This is a genomic window from Paenibacillus sp. JL3B1040, from assembly GCF_057063165.1.
The window spans coordinates 1,485,578-1,500,079 of sequence record NZ_CM169317.1 but is presented as its reverse complement, the minus strand read 5'-3'; the positions used below and the strand labels follow the sequence as shown (position 1 = coordinate 1,500,079).

The 14,502-nt window shown below is 56.6% G+C and carries 12 protein-coding genes and 2 riboswitches; of the genes, 7 read left to right on the top strand and 5 right to left on the bottom strand.

The features are described 5' to 3' along the window. Window positions 1-42: 42 nt before the first annotated feature. Both ACZF99_RS06575 and ACZF99_RS06570 read right to left on the bottom strand, forming a co-directional pair. Window positions 43-1,080 (bottom strand): ABC transporter substrate-binding protein, encoded by a 1,038-nt coding sequence (locus ACZF99_RS06575; RefSeq protein WP_483610112.1) that lies wholly within the window; start codon window positions 1,078-1,080, stop codon window positions 43-45. 150 nt (window positions 1,081-1,230) lie between these two features. Beyond that, complete coding sequence (locus ACZF99_RS06570) at window positions 1,231-2,742, bottom strand: copper amine oxidase N-terminal domain-containing protein (protein ID WP_483610110.1); 1,512 nt, start codon at window positions 2,740-2,742, stop codon at window positions 1,231-1,233. A gap of 223 nt (window positions 2,743-2,965) precedes the next feature. Further along, window positions 2,966-3,009, top strand: a riboswitch (PreQ1 riboswitch). Between the two features lie 201 nt (window positions 3,010-3,210). Here ACZF99_RS06570 and queC point away from each other — a divergent pair. The 5 genes from queC (at window position 3,211) to ACZF99_RS06545 (ending at window position 7,534) form a co-directional block, all read left to right on the top strand. Then, window positions 3,211-3,876 (top strand): 7-cyano-7-deazaguanine synthase QueC, encoded by a 666-nt coding sequence (gene queC, locus ACZF99_RS06565; RefSeq protein WP_483610108.1) that lies wholly within the window; start codon window positions 3,211-3,213, stop codon window positions 3,874-3,876. Next, complete coding sequence (queD, locus tag ACZF99_RS06560; protein WP_483612584.1) at window positions 3,876-4,370, top strand: 6-carboxytetrahydropterin synthase QueD; 495 nt, start codon at window positions 3,876-3,878, stop codon at window positions 4,368-4,370. The genes queC and queD overlap by 1 nt, the downstream gene beginning before the upstream one ends. Window positions 4,371-4,527: 157 nt before the next feature. Further along, entirely contained in the window at window positions 4,528-5,202 is a 675-nt protein-coding gene (gene queE / locus ACZF99_RS06555) for a 7-carboxy-7-deazaguanine synthase QueE (protein WP_483612582.1), read from the top strand. An 805-nt stretch (window positions 5,203-6,007) separates the two neighbouring features. Next, on the top strand, window positions 6,008-6,505 hold the full coding sequence (gene queF / locus ACZF99_RS06550; protein WP_483610106.1) for a preQ(1) synthase: 498 nt from the start codon (window positions 6,008-6,010) through the stop codon (window positions 6,503-6,505). A gap of 48 nt (window positions 6,506-6,553) precedes the next feature. Beyond that, window positions 6,554-7,534: a 2-hydroxyacid dehydrogenase gene (locus ACZF99_RS06545; RefSeq protein ID WP_483610104.1), complete on the top strand. Its 981-nt coding sequence runs from the start codon at window positions 6,554-6,556 to the stop codon at window positions 7,532-7,534. 111 nt (window positions 7,535-7,645) lie between these two features. On the opposite strand, the gene ACZF99_RS06540 is transcribed toward ACZF99_RS06545, so the two are convergent. Further along, window positions 7,646-8,227: a PadR family transcriptional regulator gene (locus ACZF99_RS06540; RefSeq protein WP_483610102.1), complete on the bottom strand. Its 582-nt coding sequence runs from the start codon at window positions 8,225-8,227 to the stop codon at window positions 7,646-7,648. Between the two features lie 6 nt (window positions 8,228-8,233). Continuing rightward, window positions 8,234-9,757: an MDR family MFS transporter gene (locus tag ACZF99_RS06535; protein WP_483610100.1), complete on the bottom strand. Its 1,524-nt coding sequence runs from the start codon at window positions 9,755-9,757 to the stop codon at window positions 8,234-8,236. Between the two features lie 154 nt (window positions 9,758-9,911). On the opposite strand from ACZF99_RS06535, the gene ACZF99_RS06530 reads away from it, so the two are divergent. Beyond that, window positions 9,912-10,997 carry a M24 family metallopeptidase gene (locus tag ACZF99_RS06530; protein WP_483610098.1) on the top strand — a complete coding sequence of 362 codons (1,086 nt, stop codon included), beginning with the start codon at window positions 9,912-9,914 and terminating at the stop codon, window positions 10,995-10,997. 264 nt (window positions 10,998-11,261) lie between these two features. Continuing rightward, entirely contained in the window at window positions 11,262-12,953 is a 1,692-nt protein-coding gene (locus tag ACZF99_RS06525) for a methyl-accepting chemotaxis protein (RefSeq protein WP_483610096.1), read from the top strand. A gap of 92 nt (window positions 12,954-13,045) precedes the next feature. Here ACZF99_RS06525 and ACZF99_RS06520 read toward each other — a convergent pair whose 3' ends face one another. Beyond that, window positions 13,046-14,197, bottom strand: coding sequence for a KamA family radical SAM protein (locus tag ACZF99_RS06520; protein WP_483610094.1), 1,152 nt, complete (start codon window positions 14,195-14,197; stop codon window positions 13,046-13,048). 159 nt (window positions 14,198-14,356) lie between these two features. Next, window positions 14,357-14,498: riboswitch (cyclic di-AMP (ydaO/yuaA leader) on the bottom strand. Between the last annotated feature and the right edge of the window lie 4 nt (window positions 14,499-14,502).

The window sequence follows — 14,502 nt, the reverse complement described above, 5'->3', positions numbered from 1 at the left end:
GTCGACCCATGACGCGAGGAACGGCCCTTTTCGTTTTGCGGTTTATTTTTGATTTCGGCTGACAACGAGATCGACGAGAATATCAATCTGCTTCTCCAAATTCAGTCCGTCCACCATCCAGAACTCCTTGTAGTTCAGCAGATACACGTGGTTTTTCTGAACGGCGGGGATATTTTTCCATACCGGTCCATTCATGACTTCCTCCGCGCGTTCTTTCCCGCCGTCCGGCTCATAAACCGTCAAGAACATGTGGTCCGCGGCATAATCCGGCGCCACCTCCAGCGAAATATCCGCGCCCGTGGTCGGGAATACCTCTTTCTCGATCTTCTCCTGCGGCTTAAGGCCGAACATTTCATACAGATTATAACCGGCGTCCCGGGTTTTCGGCCATACCCAGAAGTTCTTCGCCCAGATTGAATATGTGCCGACGGTTTCGTTCGGACCGATGACCTCGCTGAGCTTGGCTTTCGCGTCTTCGGCCTTTTGCTTGTACCGGGCAATAAATTCCTCCGCTTGCTGATCGCGGCCGAGCATTTCGCCAACCGCCTTTACTTCCTCCAGCGGATCGATTCCCTCCCAGCCGGCGGTAGCAAGCGTCACGACGGGAGCGATTTTCTTCAATTGTTCGACGATATCGGCCGGGGTGTAAGTCGGCACGATAATCAGGTCAGGTTGAAGCTCCAGCACTTTCTCGACGGAGATATCGCCGACGCTTTCCACACCCTCCAGTTCCTTATTCAGCAGCACCGAGTTTTCCAAGGCGAGCGAACCGGCGCCGATCGGCTTCACGCCCAAGGCCAGTAAATCGCCCAAATGCGTAACCGATACGATCCGCTGCGGGTCCGTCGGAATCTCCACCTCCTGCCCGGTGAAGTCTTTGTAGAGCTTCGTTGCGGCTTGTCCTTCGGCCGTATCGTTCGTCCCGTTGCCGGATTGCGCGTTGCCCGTACCATTGTTCGCAGCGGCCGCATCATTAGCCGCATTACCTCCATTGCCGCCGTTTTGGCCGCAGGCTGCAAGGACGACCGTCAATAGCAGGACCGTCGCCAAAGTAAGAAAGCGGTGTTTGAAAACCTTCATCTGTATTGTTCCCCCAATTTCCATTGATAATGATTATCATTATACATAGACCGGGACAAATAATCAATCGTCCGCAAAAAACAAAGGACCTCCCCAAGCCGTCACCCGGACGACTCGGGAAGATCCCGTATGGGTTGCTGCTCTCCCGACTTACTCTCTTACGATGGTAATCCAACCGTCGGCGTCGAAGTCCACCGTTGCTCCAAGCGCTTCCGTCAGAAAACGCAGCGGCACATAGGTCGAACCGTCTGTATGCACGAATGCGGGCTGACCGAGCTGAACAACCTTGCCGTCAACCGTCGCTTGCTTCGAGCCGACCTTCAGGACGATCTCTTTGCCCGTAAGGTCATCGATCACGACCAGTTGGCCGGAGCCAGGGGTCCACTTCACCTCGGCGTCAAATTGCTCCGACAAGTAGCGCAGCGGTACGAAGGAGGTGCCGTCTTTCGTGATCACCCCATAATATTCGCTTTGGGTATCCAGCACAACCTGCTTATATCCCAATTGGAAATCTTCCTTGAGCAATTTGTACAGCGGCGCGACCTCTTGGAAGTTGCGCAAAATTTGTCCCGGCGTCAGTTCCGCTTCGGTCACGTCGAGCACGCCTGCGCGCGTATCCACTTGATCTGCGGTCACCGTCCCGCCGACGTTCCAAATTTCGCTGTCGCTGCGAACCTTGATCGCGGAAATCGGAAGATCCTTGGAAGCCGGGAGCGCTACGTTCAATTCCATCGCTTGCTTGCGGATGTTCAGCTTGCCGTCGAAATAAAGATCCAGCTTCAGCACCGTCTCTTTCCCAAATACGGTCGCGAGCTCCGGCGTATCGGCGAACAATCCGGCCACCTCTTTATCGTAAGAAGCGAGCAGCTCTTCGATTCCTTGCCGGAGTTCCGCGTACAGCTCATCCACGGCCTGTTTCTTCGTTGCCTGTGCCAGCTCCGGCGTCACTCCCGCATCCTCCGGCATGCCGCCCAGCGTGTTCAGGAACGGAGTTAACAAATCGTAGTAACCGCCGATCAGCTCCTTAAGCCCCTGCTCATCCTTTGCCGCGCTGGCGAGGAACGGCTTGAACAGTCCGAACAGCTCGTCGCCGCGCACTTCCGCATGCAGGTTCGTCAAGTTAAGCGATTCCCCGTTCACCTGAGACGAGGTTTGCTTCACAGTCAGCACCGAAGGATTCGGAAAATGCTTCAGAACGAATTCCGCGAGTTTCACGGACAGCTCCTGCGCGCCCGCTTCCATGTTGCTCGTATCCGCGAAGCCGGGAATGGCCGGCTCCTGGGATATGTACAACGGCTGCTTCGCACCGTCAACCTGCAGCGCGATGCCCTTGTCGTCCATGGACATGAGGAACGGAATATTGTCCCCCTTCAAGCCGACGGAACCTTTCACGGAGATATGTTGGGGATCCTGCGCCTTCGCGCTGTCGATGTTCAGGGAGAAAGAATTGATGAGATCGATCGCGGCTTTGTCTTCCGCGGTCAACGTTGCCGACGCCGCCGGAACGACTTCGACGGTAACCTTCTGCTTCGATTCGCTGCTGGTCGTCTTTGCGCTGCTTGCCAGCGCTTTGGCCACATCGAACCCGCCGACCGCCTGGCATCCGGTGAGCGCTACCAGCAGCAGCGCCAGCGGAATGGCCAGCCATTTGATGTTTCGCATGATACACCCTCCTTTAGTTAATCTCCTCCATTATCGGTTAGATCGGTTCGTTTGTGAACCGAAATTCTCCTTTTTTGGTTAAAAAAAATTCACTCCCCGTCCGAACACCTTCTCTTCTCCTGCGAGCGAAATATGTTATAATGGGGTTTGTGCCTGGGGCTATGCTTCCCTACACCGAAATGAATTGAAGAAGAAATCCATGCCTTCCCGACGGGGTTTTCGCATGGGAGAGGTTCGAGAACTCCCTCTATAAAAAACTACAAATGCCCTGCCTTGAATTGGCGGGTTCTTCAGCGCCTGCATCGCCCGTTCGTTGTTTGCATCCGGGCCGCAAGCGACAGGAACGCCCTGCCGGTCAATTGGGCTTGTTTTTTTGTGACCAGTTCAAGAACTCTCTTTCTTCTGTCGAAATGAGCCGGGAAACCGCGTTTTCCCGCTTCACTATTAAAGAAGACGGAGGGTTTTTTTATGCTCAAAAACGAAAAAGCGATCGTTGTGTTCAGCGGAGGCCAAGACAGCACCACCTGCCTGTTCTGGGCGATCCGTCAGTTCGGCGAGGTCGAGGCGGTCACCTTTGACTACGGCCAACGCCATAAGCTGGAAATCGACTGCGCGAAATCCATTGCCGCCGAGCTCGGCATCAAGCATACGGTGCTGGACATGAGCCTGCTCGGTCAATTAACGCAAAACGCTCTAACGCGCAGCGACATCGCCATCGAGCACCAGGAAGGCGAGCTGCCCAGCACATTCGTGGACGGCCGCAATCATCTCTTCCTCAGCTTTGCCGCCGTGTTGGCCAAAGGCGTAGGCGCCAATCATATCGTCACCGGCGTCTGCGAGACCGATTTCAGCGGATATCCCGACTGCCGCGACGTGTTCGTCAAATCGCTGAACGTGACGTTGAATTTGGCCATGGATTATGATTTCGTGATCCATACGCCGCTTATGTGGATCGACAAGGCGGAAACCTGGAAGCTGGCCGATGAGCTTGGGGCCTTCGAGTTCGTCCGCGAACGGACGCTTACCTGCTACAACGGCGTCATCGGCGACGGCTGCGGCAAATGCCCGGCCTGCATGCTGAGAAAGGCCGGATTGGATAAATACCTGCTGGAGCGCCGGGAGGCGGATCGATGATGAACCGGACACCGGGAGAATTTCGCATTGTCGAAGGGCTGCAGAAGCTGGGCCAGGATATCGGCCGGGACCAACTGCGCTACCACCGCCGCCGGGTGTTGGTCAGCAAGGAGTTCACTTTTGATGCCGCCCACCATCTGCACGCGTATGACGGTAAATGCAAGAACCTGCACGGTCACACGTACAAAGTGGTGTTCGGCATCAGCGGCCGGCCGGACGAAGTCGGCATGACCGTCGACTTCGGCACGATCAAGGAGATCTGGAAGCACGAAATCGAAGGCTACCTGGATCACCGATATATTAATGAAACGCTGCCGCCGATGAATACGACCGCCGAGAATATGGTCGTGTGGCTGTTCGAGAAGATGGAGGAGGCGCTGCAATCCGCAGCATATCGGAACGAGGCGCTGGAGGCCCGGACGGAATTCGTCCGCCTTTACGAGACGCCGACCAGCTACGCCGAAGCGAGACGGGAGTGGATACGGGATGAGTAAACAAGAGGCCGCCCGCGTCTTGACACCTGAATCGCAGGAGCCGCCTGTGCCGATTCAAGAAACGCGGGAAACCGGGGAATCACGGGAAACTCGCGATTCCCGCGGGTTGCCGATCCCCGTCCTGGAAATCTTCGGCCCGACCGTTCAGGGCGAAGGGATGGTAATCGGGCAGAAGACGATGTTCGTCCGCACCGCCGGCTGCGACTACCGCTGCGCCTGGTGCGACTCCGCCTTTACCTGGGACGGCAGCGCAAAGGAGATGATCCGCCGCCTGACCCCGGCCGAGATCCTCGGCGAGCTGCGCCGCATCGGGGGCGACCGCTTTGCCCACGTCACCTTGTCCGGCGGCAACCCCGCCCTCCTGCCGCAGCTCGCCGGCCTGGTCGCGCTGCTCCACGCCGAAGGCATCGCCGTCGCGGTCGAAACCCAAGGCTCGCGCTGGCAGGATTGGCTGGCCGCGGTCGACCAGGTGACCCTGTCGCCGAAGCCGCCGAGCTCGGGCATGGACACCGACTGGGACGTGCTGGACGGCGTCGTTGCCAAGCTGGCCGCCCGACCGCACCCGCTCGCCGTCAGCCTGAAGGTCGTCGTGTTCGACGACGACGACCTGGCTTACGCCAAGCGGGTGCACGCCCGCTATCCCGGCGTGCCGATGTATGTGCAGGTCGGCAACCCGGACGTCCGGCGGATGGACATCCAGGAGCATGCATCCGACCTGCTGCGCCGCTACGAAGCGCTGATCGACAAGGTCGTCGCCACGCCGGACTTGAACGATGTCCGGGTGTTGCCGCAACTGCACGCCCTCGTCTGGGGCAACAAACGCGGCGTGTAGCGGTAGTTCAAAAATCGGCCTTCGATCACGAAGCGGGTTCGAGGAGGCGGACCGGCGTCGAATCTTGCATTCAGCCGAGACCTCCGCTGCTCACGTAGCCTCCGGCTACGCTCCGCTGCTCCGTCTCTAGCTTCATCCAACCTTCTCGGTGCTCCAAACCCGATTTTTGAACCTTCATTGAAACGGTAGCTCAAAAATCGGCCTTCGATCACGAAGCGGGTTCGAGGAGGCAGGTCCGGCGTCGAATCTTGCATTCAGCCGAGACCTCCGCTGCTCACGTAGCCTCCGGCTACGCTCCGCTGCTCCGTCTCTAGCTTCATCCAACCTTCTCGGTGCTCCAAACCCGATTTTTGAACCTTCTTTGAAACGGTAGTTCAAAAATCGGCCTTCGATCACGAAGCGGGTTCGAGGAGGCAGGTCCGGCGTCGAATCTTGCATTCAGCCGAGACCTCCGCTGCTCACGTAGCCTCCGGCTACGCTCCGCCGCTCCGTCTCGGAGAACGATGGCTACCCGAAGGCCTCCTCCCGCGGCTAACGGAATCCAGAGACGTTATTTGACGCTCTGAGGGGACTTCCCGCATCTAACGGACTGAGGAGACCTTATTTCGATGAAACGCGGCGAGTCGGCTGCGGTTATGGCCAAATAAGGTCGCTGGAGTCCGTTACAACGGGAAATACACGGGAAATCGTCAAATAAGGGCTGTACGGTCCGTAGCTAGAAACATCCGCCAAACGCTTTACGCGCAAAGCACATCACGCAACGCCTATAACGCGGATGGAATATACTATTAAAGGAGGGCTTCCCATGGCCGGAAGAAAACCCGAGGAAATGCAAGACGTCACGCTGCTGGGCAACCAGGGCGTGAAATATCCTTTTGACTACGCGCCCGAGGTGCTGGAGAGCTTTGACAATAAGCACCCGTACCGCGACTATTTCGTGAAATTCAACTGTCCGGAGTTCACCAGCCTTTGCCCGATCACGGGACAGCCCGACTTCGCCACCATTTACATCAGTTACATCCCCGACATCAAAATGGTGGAGAGCAAATCGTTGAAGCTGTACCTGTTCAGCTTCCGGAATCATGGCGATTTCCACGAAGACTGCGTCAACATCATCATGAACGACCTGATCAAGCTCATGGACCCGAAATATATCGAGGTTTGGGGCAAATTCACGCCGCGGGGCGGCATTTCCATCGACCCATACTGCAATTACGGTCGTCCCGGCACCAAGTACGAAGCGATGGCCGAACACCGTCTGCTCAATCACGACCTGTATCCGGAGAAGATCGATAACCGCTAAGGCTTTGACTTGAGAAACGAGCCAGAACATTCGAGAGAGGAGAACCTCATGAAACCAAAAGTGTTTATCTCCCGTCCGATTCCCCCGGAAGTCGAAAACTACCTCACCGAGCATTGCGAAATCCGTAAATGGGACGGCGACGGGCCGATCAGCCGAGCCCAGTTGCTGGCCAGCCTGAAGGATGCCGAAGGCCTGCTGACCGCGGACCGCAGCATCAATCAAGAGCTGCTGGACCATGCGCCTAAGCTGAAAGTCGTCAGCAATATCAGCGTCGGCTATAACAACTTTGATCTGGAGGCGATGAAAGCCCGCGGCGTGCTCGGAACCAACACGTCGTCTGTCCTGAACGACACGGTCGCCGACCTGATCTTCGCGCTCATGCTGGACGTGGCGCGCCGAGTATCGGAGCTGGACAAATACGTCAAGGCCGGCCAATGGAAACGCGGCGACGGCCAAAATCTGTTTGGCCTGGACGTCCACCACAAGAAGCTCGGCATCATTGGGATGGGCGAAATCGGCGAGGCCGTCGCGCACCGAGGCCAATTCGGATTCGGCATGGATGTGCTGTACCATAACCGCAGCCGCAAGCCCGAGGCCGAAACCAAACTGGGCGCCGTTTACCGCTCCTTGGACGAACTGCTGCAGGAAGCGGATTTCATCGTGCTGATTACGCCGCTCACACCGGAAACGCGCAAGCTAATCGGCGCGCGCGAATTCGCCTTGATGAAACCGACCGCCGTGTTCGTCAACGCCTCGAGAGGAGCTACCGTCGACGAGCAGGCGATGACCGCCGCTTTGCAGAACCGGCAAATCTATGGCGCGGGACTCGACGTGTTCGAAAAGGAACCGATCGATCCGGACCATCCGCTGCTGAAGCTGCCCAACGTCGTGACCTTGCCGCATATCGGTTCCGCCACGGATCAAACCCGCCGGCAAATGGCGATGCGAGCCGCCGAGAACCTGGTCGCGGCGCTCGAAGGCCGGACGCCGCCGGGCCTGGTCAGGGAACTGCGGCCTGACCCGGCTTAAGGCCTAAGGCCTTAGGCTGGCCGAATTGATCATGACGCGCCCCGTTCGAACGAACCGAAAAAACTCCCCGGTTCTCGTAAGCGATCATCGCCTGCGGGACCGGGGAGTTCCTTATGGATCTTCGTTCAGCAAATCGGCCGGATCGCGGTCACCCAGCCGTCCGGCCTCGGCGTCCGCGAGCAGCCGGCGCAGCCAGGAAAGTTCCGTCCGGGCATGCTCGTAATGGCCGGCCATCAGGTGCAGCACGCTCCGCGGCACGATCCCGCGATGCTCTTCATAGACCTGGTAGCTCAAATTGACCTGATGCTCCGCTTCCCGGATGCGAGCTTGCAACAAAGCCGCTACCTTACCCCGATCCCCGTACCTCGCGAACGCCAAGGCAACATGCAGCGGATGATAACCGGAGACATTCTCCTGAAAGCGGTCGATCAGCAGCTTGTGAAAATACCCCCGTCCCTTGTCCGTGATCCGGTACACCGTTTTGTCCGGACGTCCGCTGTTATGGATCGACTTCACCGCTTCAATATACGCTTCCTGGGCCAACCGGTCGACCGCGTAATACAGCGAGCCGGCTTTGAAATTGCCGTGCTGGTCGAGGAAACGATCCCGAATACGGATCAGCATCTCGTAAGGATGCTGATCCTCCTCAAGCAGCAAACCCAAGATACAGAGTCGGATCGCCAAACCCTTCATGATCGCTTACCCCTGCTGATTCGAAGGCTTAACCGCCGCGCGCTCGATCCGGTCTTTCGGCATCGCGATCACAACCAGTACCGCGCAGACGGCCGGAACCAGCGCCCACAGAAAGGTATGGGCGATCGAGGAAGACATGGCTTCCGTCATCTTATTCAAAATCTCGGGCGGAATCAGCGCCCTTTTCTCCGGACTGAGCGCCTCCCGGGTATCGCCGAAATTCGCCCCGCCTTGTCCCATGCCGGCAAACGCCTCCGTCATCGCCCCCGACATCAGGTTGCGCTGCACGATGCCAAAGATCGTAATCCCCAGCGTCATCCCAAGCGAGCGGAGGAACGAGTTGGTCGACGTCGCCGCTCCGCGCTGCCGCATGTCGAAGTGATGCACGGACGCCATGCTGAGCACCGAGAAGGAGAACCCGACGCCAAAGCCCGTCAGGATACTATATAACGTAAGCAGCAAACGGGACGTATCGCTCGCCAGCGTGCTGAGCGCAAAGATGCCGCAGACGAAGCAAACGACCGACAGGACCATCACGCTACGGTAAGGGATGCGGGAAGCCAGCATTCCGCCCAGCATACTGCCAATAACCGAACCGATCATCATCGGCATGAGAACGATGCCGGAGTTGGTCGCCGAGCCGCCGTATACGCCTTGCACGAAGATCGGGATGTACACCGTGGCGACGATAAACACACTCCCGTAAAATAAAGCCAGCAAACAACTCGTCGCGTAAAGTCGGTTTTTAAACATGTCAAATGAGATGATCGGCTCCCGCGCTTTCGTCTCAAGCAGCAGGAACGCGACAAACAGCACGGCGAATCCCGCAAACAAGCCCAAAATCACGCCGGAACCCCAAGCGTATTTCTCGCCGCCCAGCTCCAGCGCGAACATCAGGCACACCACGGCGCCGACCAGCGTAAACGCCCCGCCCCAGTCGATTCGCTGCTTCGCGTGCGTCAGCGACTCCTTATAGTACGCGATAATCAGCGCCAGCGACACGATCCCGATCGGGACATTAATGTAAAATACCCAATGCCAGCTGAGCGAATCGGTAATGAAGGCACCCAGCAGCGGGCCGAAAATGCTGGACGTGCCGAACACGGCGCCGAGCAAGCCGGTCATTTTCCCGCGCTGTTCCACCGGGAAGATGTCGTAGATAATCGTAAACGCGATCGGCATCAACGCCCCCCCGCCAATCCCTTGGACGGCCCGGAAGATGCTGAGCTGCACCATGCTGCCGGCGAGCCCGCACAATACGGACCCAAGCAGGAACATCACGATCCCGAACAGGAAAAAGCGTTTCCGGCCGTACATGTCCGACAGCTTGCCGAAAATCGGCGTCCCCGCCATGACGGTAACCATATAGGCCGAAGTCACCCAGACAAACTGCTCCATCCCGCCGAGATCGGCGACGATCGTCCCCATGGCGGTCGTTACGATCGTGTTGTCCATCGCCGACATCAGAATCGCCAACATCAAACCGATCAGGATGAGCCGGGTAGGGTCTTTCTTTTCTGTAGCCAACATCTTCTCTCCTTTGCAACTTATTCAAATTTGAATAATTAACCTCTTCCTATTTTATTGAAAATGGCTAAAAAGTAAACCTCCGCCTTTACTATCGTTCTCGTACGCTTTGTCCTATAATGGAACAAGAGATCGAATGAAAGGAAGTTTTTTCAAAATGAATGAAAAATGGACCGAACTCGAACGCAACATGCGTGAATCCGGCGTCAGCACCTTGCTGATCACCAATCCGAAGCATGTGTATTATTTGACCGGCTTCCTGAGCAATCCGCATGAACGCTTTCTCGGCGCCGTCCTCCAGACCGGGAGCGAACCCTTCCTGGTCGTGCCTGCCCTCGATGAGGAAGCGGCTCGCGCGGCCACGGACCTCGCGGAGATCATCACGCACGGCGATACGGACGATCCGTACGAACTGCTGAAGCGGCGCTTGTCCGCCCCGCTAGGAACGATCGGCTTCGAGAAGGAGCAGGTAACCGTGGCCAACTTTGAGCGGCTTCAGGAGAAGCTGGCGTTCACGAGATATATGGATGTGGGGCCTTGGCTGCGGGATATGCGGGTTCGCAAAAGCTCGGAAGAGGTCGGGAAAATCAAGCATGCGGTGCGTTTGATCGAACGGGTCCTTCGCGAATCGCTGCGAAAAGCCAAGGAAGGCGTGAGTGAAAGCGAACTCGTCGCGGAAGTCGAATACCAGATCCGCAAGCTGGGCGCGGACGGTCCTTCCTTTGATTCCATGGTGTTGTCCGGCGAGAAAACGGCCCTGCCGCACGGGGTTCCCGGCGATCGGTTGATCCGCCGCGGCGACCTGCTCATGTTTGACATCGGCGTTTATGCGGACGGCTACGCTTCGGATATCACCCGCACCTTCGGGGTCGGCGAACTCTCCGACGAACAGGTCCGGATTTACGAAACCGTTCTGGCCGCCAACGAAGCGGCGATCGCTACCATCAAACCGGGCGTCACTTTTGCCTCCATTGACCGCGCCGCCCGCGAGGTTATCGAAGCCGCCGGTTACGGCCCCTATTTTATCCACCGGCTCGGCCACGGCCTTGGGATCGATGTGCACGAGTTCCCGTCCGTCCATGGGGAGAACGAATTTTTGCTGGCGGAAGGTCACGTATTTACCGTCGAACCAGGCGTTTATGTGCCGGGGGTCGGAGGGGTCCGCATTGAAGACGATGTTCTCGTGACGGCAAGCGGTGTGGAAGTCCTTACCTCTTTCCCGAAACAGTTGACTTATATCTGACATTACGAGTCACATTATATCTTGAAGAGCCTTGAGCCCCGGAACGAGCGGCAGGGCTCTTTTTTTAACCATTTCCGATAGATTTAGGTACAATTGCATGAAAATTCATGCGAAAACCAAAAAATGTACGACTTTTTCATTTTCAAAGGACGTTTTTTCCTATAAAATGAATCTTATGAACCATTGGTTAAAAAAGAGAGACCGCAGGTTCGACCAAATGCATCGATATAAATCCACTATTTAAGGGGAACGGAGAGGATTTTCGTGTTTAAGGTCATTAATCGCTCCATCAGCCGCAGGCTAATGAGTACTTATGCGGTGATCATTGTCGTATCTTCACTCTTGTTCAGCGTCAGCTTTTATAACATCTCTATGGGGATCGTGAATCAAAATGTTCTGCCGCAGTTCGACAAGGTTCTGCAAACCAGTACCCAGGACATTTTCAAACGGCTGGATACGACCCAATCGCTGCAATTGCTCAGCGGCAAAGATAATTCGCGTTTTGCGGTGGAGTCCTATTTGACGAAAAGCGCTAAGGACTTTAACTTGAACACCGCTTATCTGCTTCAGATTCAGGAAGACGACGCTACCGTTTTGGCGACCAACGAGAATTCCGGCATGAAACCTGGCGACAAGCTGGAGATTCAACCGGCAATGACTGAGGCGTCAAAAGGCGGGGTACATATCAGCGAGCTGTATTCCGACCGGTTCGGCTCGCACAAAACGGCTTATATCGCGATTCCCGGCAGCAAAGCCATGTTGGCCATTGGCCTTGACGCCACCTTCATCGATAAGAAGAAGGACGAAATTTTGTACATATGTATCGGAATCACCCTGCTCGTCATTGTTGCGGGCATGGCGGCGGCGTACTTCGTCAGTGCGCGGATCACGAAACCGATCCAAAAGCTGGTGGCGGTCACGCAAAAGATGGCCGGCGGCGATTTCCGCCAAACGATCGAAGTGAAGGGACACGACGAGGTAGCCCAACTGGCCGGCAGCTTCCGGACGATGACCCATCAGCTCAAGGACATGTTCGCCGCCGTGATGGAAACGTCCCAGGCGGTCGTAGGCGGCTCCGAAGGCTTGTCCCGATCGGTGACGACGTTTGAGGAACTGATCTCCCGTTCGGGCGCAGCCACTCGGGAAATCGAAGCCGGCAGCATGACAATCGCGTCAGCCGCAGCCGAGAACGCGCGGGCGATGGAAGAAATCTCACAGGGTGTGCAGCACATCGCCGCCTCGTCCGCCGAAGTGACCGAGCGGATCGGACAGGCCGCCGAGGAGGCCGGTACCGGGAATACGTTGGCGCAGACGGCCGTCATGCAAATGCAGCAGGTGGAGGAGGCGGCCCACCGGACACTCGAGCATATTCGCACGTTGAACGACCGCTCGGAATCGATTTCGAGCGTCGTAGGAACCATTACGGAAATTACGAAACAGATCAATATCTTAGCGCTGAACGCGGCGATCGAAGCCGCACGGGCCGGCGAGCACGGCAAAGGGTTCGCCGTCGTCGCCGAGGAAGTCCGCAAGCTGGCCGAGCAATCCCGCTTGGCGATGGAAGAGATTGGCGAGAATCTGCTCGGCATCCGGGAGGAATCGGAAAACTCCGTCAGCGCGATGCAGCGGGCTAGCGAGGAAATCGTCTCCGGAACTGAGCGGGTGAAACAAGCCGGCCAAGCGTTCGAACAATTGACGGAGCTCATTCAGAACGTCAACTTGACGATACAATCCGTCTCGGCTTCGACACAGGAGGTGTCCGCCGGTACCGAGGAAGTGACCGCTTCCGTCGAAGAGTCGGCCAACATTACCGCCAAATCCCTGGCCAATATGGAGCAAATCGCCAACTATTCGCAGCAGCAGCTCAGCGAAATGGAAAGCCACGCCCGTACGGTGCGTTCGCTGCACGAGCAAGCGCTGTCGCTGCAGGAATCGATGGCGAAATTCCGGATTTAGACCGCAGCAGGCCGCACCGAACTGAAAAAATAACGTACCCTGACTGCCTTCCCCCCCTTATGCGGGGGCCGGCGGTCAGGGTACGTTTGTTTTTAACCGGTAAAGGACATTTCGTTCGCGGAAACAGCTTCGTCCGGCTGCTTCTCCGGCTGCTTCCAATAGGCCTCGTTGCCCGGCAGATCATCGAACCAGGCCGCCTCGTCCGGGCAAGGCAAGATCATGAATTTACCGTATTCATTATCCCGTGACTGATGATATTTGAGATAAGCCTGACCGTCTTCGATCGCCAAGATTTCGATCTTCCCCGACGAATGGCTCATCGACAGGCGTACGCGCTTGCCAAGCCCCGATGTGCGGGCTTTCGCTTCCTCAACCAGCTGATACGCACGTTTGAGAGGAATGACGAAATCGGCATTTCCGGCAACCGGCCGGTTGATAAAGAAGTAGTAAGGGGTGACGCCGGCCCAGGATAACCGGTCCAGCAATTCGCCAAGCACGGCCGCATCGTCGTTGATGCCTTTGAGAATCGGCGTTTGATTGACCACGATCGCCCCGGCGTCGTGCAAGGCCTGAAAGCCTCGTTTCGCCTCGGGGGTTATTTCGCGCGGATGATTGATATGCGCCATGACATAAATGCGTTGATCTACGGTGGAGAATTCTCTGATCAGATCCAGCAGCTCCGGATCCTCGTAGATGCGCATCGGATTGAAGACAGGGATTTTGGAGCCGAGCCGGATGATTTTCACATGTTCGATCGCCCGCAGCTGTTCAAGAATGGAACGAAGCTTTTTCGTGGCCAGAATTAAGCTGTCGCCGCCGGTCAGCAAGACGTTGTTGATCTCCGGATGCTGAGCAATGTACTCGATGCCGGGGGTCACGTCCGACATGGCCTCCTTCACATCGTTGCGGAACAGCCGTTTGCGGAAGCAATAGCGGCAATAGGAACCGCAAACCTCGGATACGATCAGCAGCGCGGTCGTCCGGTATTTGTGCTGGCAGCCGGGAACCGCGTAGTTGACGGCCTCGTCGGAAGCATCCCAACGCCCGTATTCCTTCAGTTCCCCCGTATTCGGAATCACCAGCTTGCGGATCGGGTCCTCCGGATCGTTCCAATCGATCAACTTCAGGTAGTAATCATTTACCCGAAAGACGAATTTGTCCGTAATCGGTTTCAATTCCCGCCGCTCCTGTTCGGACAACTCGCTCACCTTGGCGATATCGGTGATATACTTCGGATTTGCCATAACCATCTCCTCCTTTAGAATGATCGATGCGCAAAGAAGAAGCAGGGAACCTTGCAGTGAAAGCGAGTACTCCGCCGAATGCTCGGCTCAAAGGTCTTGACGAACACAAAAAGACCCCGCTCTAACGACAGGGTCATTGGTTGATGACTGAAATTATAAACATGACCCATCCACTGCAAACGAGGTTAGCTGACGGGCTCGGGAAAGATGGTTCCCTACGTAAAACCAGCAACGATTCGCCCCAAAAATTGGTTCCCCCGCTTTTCGACCTTACTCATCGAAAATTAAGCGTACTATTATGCTAC

What these genes read in the sequence shown, in the direction of transcription:
- ACZF99_RS06575 (WP_483610112.1), bottom strand. Translation starts at nt 1,080, where the DNA reads ATGAAGGTTTTCAAACACCGCTTTCTTACTTTGGCGACGGTCCTGCTA.
- ACZF99_RS06570 (WP_483610110.1), bottom strand. Translation starts at nt 2,742, where the DNA reads ATGCGAAACATCAAATGGCTGGCCATTCCGCTGGCGCTGCTGCTGGTA.
- queC (WP_483610108.1), top strand. Translation starts at nt 3,211, where the DNA reads ATGCTCAAAAACGAAAAAGCGATCGTTGTGTTCAGCGGAGGCCAAGAC.
- queD (WP_483612584.1), top strand. Translation starts at nt 3,876, where the DNA reads ATGAACCGGACACCGGGAGAATTTCGCATTGTCGAAGGGCTGCAGAAG.
- queE (WP_483612582.1), top strand. Translation starts at nt 4,528, where the DNA reads ATGGTAATCGGGCAGAAGACGATGTTCGTCCGCACCGCCGGCTGCGAC.
- queF (WP_483610106.1), top strand. Translation starts at nt 6,008, where the DNA reads ATGGCCGGAAGAAAACCCGAGGAAATGCAAGACGTCACGCTGCTGGGC.
- ACZF99_RS06545 (WP_483610104.1), top strand. Translation starts at nt 6,554, where the DNA reads ATGAAACCAAAAGTGTTTATCTCCCGTCCGATTCCCCCGGAAGTCGAA.
- ACZF99_RS06540 (WP_483610102.1), bottom strand. Translation starts at nt 8,227, where the DNA reads ATGAAGGGTTTGGCGATCCGACTCTGTATCTTGGGTTTGCTGCTTGAG.
- ACZF99_RS06535 (WP_483610100.1), bottom strand. Translation starts at nt 9,757, where the DNA reads ATGTTGGCTACAGAAAAGAAAGACCCTACCCGGCTCATCCTGATCGGT.
- ACZF99_RS06530 (WP_483610098.1), top strand. Translation starts at nt 9,912, where the DNA reads ATGAATGAAAAATGGACCGAACTCGAACGCAACATGCGTGAATCCGGC.
- ACZF99_RS06520 (WP_483610094.1), bottom strand. Translation starts at nt 14,197, where the DNA reads ATGGCAAATCCGAAGTATATCACCGATATCGCCAAGGTGAGCGAGTTG.